3 protein-coding genes are annotated in these 2,874 nt (G+C 35.0%); 1 reads left to right on the forward strand and 2 read right to left on the reverse strand.

Features of this window, described 5'->3' with window-relative positions; genetic code table 11:
* Positions 1-574: 574 nt before the first annotated feature.
* Positions 575-1,591: a DUF3231 family protein gene (locus E2K98_RS30345; RefSeq protein ID WP_133340703.1), complete on the forward strand. Its 1,017-nt coding sequence runs from the start codon at positions 575-577 to the stop codon at positions 1,589-1,591.
* Between the two features lie 205 nt (positions 1,592-1,796).
* On the opposite strand, the gene E2K98_RS30350 is transcribed toward E2K98_RS30345, so the two are convergent.
* On the reverse strand, positions 1,797-2,102 hold the full coding sequence (locus tag E2K98_RS30350; protein WP_133340705.1) for a hypothetical protein: 306 nt from the start codon (positions 2,100-2,102) through the stop codon (positions 1,797-1,799).
* Between the two features lie 59 nt (positions 2,103-2,161).
* The gene (locus E2K98_RS30355; RefSeq protein ID WP_133340707.1) at positions 2,162-2,626 is read right to left on the reverse strand and encodes a MarR family winged helix-turn-helix transcriptional regulator; all 465 of its coding nucleotides are present in this window, start codon (positions 2,624-2,626) and stop codon (positions 2,162-2,164) included.
* Between the last annotated feature and the right edge of the window lie 248 nt (positions 2,627-2,874).

A 2,874-nucleotide genomic window follows, 5' to 3' on the forward strand; every position in this document is an offset into this window, starting at 1 on the left:
GTTTTATCCTTCTTGCCTTTAACGAAAGATAAAATGTAGCTTTCTGCTGTGCTTAGGGCATCAGCCCTCTCGATTTACTAACATTATGGAGCTCAATCCCTTCAACCATTTGGCTTTCGGCCCACTACCTAGCTGTCTACGCTTAAAAAACTAAAGTTACCTTTAGTCCTCCAAGACTCGCTGCGAGCGAATGGCTAGTTCTTACTCGACGGGAATCCCACCCGCTATATGATACGACCTAGGCTCGGCCGCACAAGCACCCGTTACTTTAAGTGCACTATTTCACAATTTTTTTGTGCGATTAGAAAATGGCAAACTACATCTTGAAGAATCACACCAGTTAAGCTATAGATGTATCCCGATAATAATCGGAATTACTGAACCACCCGCATCGAACCATGTTGAAGTTTCTTTGTAAAAAACCTCCACAAATACTGTTTTTATCAAAACAACTACACCTTGTTTCTCATCAGTAAAATCTTTTGATTTAAGAGGTTTCTAATTTTTTACATATTTTTCAGCTCTGAGAAAACAATAAAAACAATGTACAAGTTCGTTTATTGGAGGATAAATCTTGGAGACAAATAACCCCATTCGATTAACTGCTCCAGAAATGGCAAGCCTTTGGACTCAATACATTTTTGATACCATGTCCATTTGTTTTTTTCGTTATGCACTGGAGCATATTGAAGATCACGATGTCAAATCAATCTACCAAACTGCCCTTGGATTATCCCAAAAGCATGTCCAAAAAATTACAGAATTCATGGTAAATGAAAATTATCCTATCCCACATGGGTTTACAGAAAAAGATGACGTAAACATTCAAGCACCTCGTCTTTTTCAAGACCCGTTCTACCTAAATTATATTTATATCATGACTTTGCAAGGGATGACTGGATATTCTTTGTCTGTTGGTACTTCGATTCGTTCTGACTTACGGAAGTATTACATAACCTGTATGTCCGAAACGATGGAGCTTTTTGATCAATCCATTGATTTAATGCTTTCGAAAGGACTTTTTGTACGACCTCCTGTTATTTCACCACCCGAATCAATCGATTTTGTAAAGCACCAAAGCTTTTTAACGGGATGGTTGGGGGATCGTCGTCCTCTGAATGCTATCGAAATAGGAGATATTACTTTCAACATGCTAAAAATGCATTTACATGCTGCTTTGAAAGTGGGATTCATCCAAGTAGCCCAATCAAAAGAGATTCGTCAATATTTCATGAGGGGACTTGACATTGCCAATAAACACATAAAAATATTTGAATCGGTATTTAAGGAAGATAAATTAAATTCGCCTATTTCTTGGCAATCGATGATCACGAACTCTACTTCTATGACCTTTTCAGATAAATATATGATGTACCAAATTCAATTGTCTACACAATTATCCCTTTCATATTATGGTTCTGCTTTGAGTGTCAATTCAAGAAGAGATTTAGGTGCTCATTACTTACGACTAATTTTAGAACTTTTACAATTTGCAGAAGACGGAGCAAAACTAATGATAAAAAATGGATGGTTAGAGCAGCCTCCAACAGCAAGTGACCGTGACTCGCTCGCCAACAGGAAGGAGAAATAAATAATATGTAAAAACTGGACGCTAGGAACGATTCCTAGCTTTTTCATTTGCTGCACTTCATAGAGCAAAGAAAACAAAATTCCATCTCCCTTGTTACACTAAACTGCCCCTATAGTTGAAGAAGAAAAAATGGCTGCCGTAGCAGCCATTTATTTTGAACTCAAGCACTCTATAGTTTAAGAAGAGTCTTATATTATAAAAAACTTTAATCCCCATAAAAACCAACTCTTACTACTCTTGGGTCTGAAAGTTTTTTTATTAACAAATAAACTTTTTCATGATAGTCCTTATTTATATATGGCAAATAAAGTTTTAGGTCTTCGATAAGACTTTTAACTTCGTTACCCTCAAATTTTGCATCACCATAGTAATTAATAAGCTTTCTAAGGTAAATATAGCTACGATAATATTTATTGCGATTGTTAAAAATTGCTTCGTGTAAAGATTCTGACATAGAAAAATAGTCAATATCATTATCATTTACATCATAAAAAAAGCAATCTAATGCCATAATATTTACCTCCTTGGCTTTTTGAAGTAAAGCACCCCGTTTGTTGAAGAACGATTATTTTAAAAACCACTTTCAATAAGGTGATTTAGTAATTCATTCTGTATACGAAGTAAAGACTGAATATCTTCTCTGGGCATTTTATCTAATGCAAAAAGCATAGCTTTATAGGATATTGAATTTTTACTGGATTTTTTTGAAACGTCTTCACCTTTAGAAGTTAATTTTAGCTTTACTTCTATTCGGTCTTCTTCAGAAAATCCCCTTTCAACTAACCCCATTTCCACTAATTTATCTACGCCAGCACTAATTGTACTTTTTGCTGAGATAAGCCTATCCGCTAACTCTTGTTGCGTTAATTCAGGAAACGCTAATAATGTATTAAGGATTGATAACTGTTGTAATGAAAGACCAAAATTTTCAGCATTCTTTTTCGTTAATTTAGCCGTAGTTTTGTTAATAGCCCAAAACGATTGATAAACTTCTATTACTTGCTTTACTTTTGGGTCGTTATAATTTAAATCCATTTAAGTCACTCCCTTAATAAAATAGTTCAAATGTAAACTGTTCATTTGCGAACAATATTACAAAAAAAAATAACAAAAGTAAACTATTTGTTGTTCAATTAGTCGAGTAGAAGGGAGCCTTTCTACCTTCCGGTAGATTGTACTCCTCCCCCTCACAGAACCGTGCTTGCACTATTAATGCACACGGCTCCTCCTAGTTATCGTTTACAGACTGTAGCTAATCTCTTTTCTTAGATTCAGATTTTGCT

The sequence above is a fragment of the Bacillus salipaludis genome (genome assembly GCF_004358205.1).

Excerpts from the sequence above, each read along its gene's own strand:
- E2K98_RS30355 (WP_133340707.1), bottom strand. The coding sequence starts at position 2,626 with ATGGATTTAAATTATAACGACCCAAAAGTAAAGCAAGTAATAGAAGTT.
- E2K98_RS30350 (WP_133340705.1), bottom strand. The coding sequence starts at position 2,102 with ATGGCATTAGATTGCTTTTTTTATGATGTAAATGATAATGATATTGAC.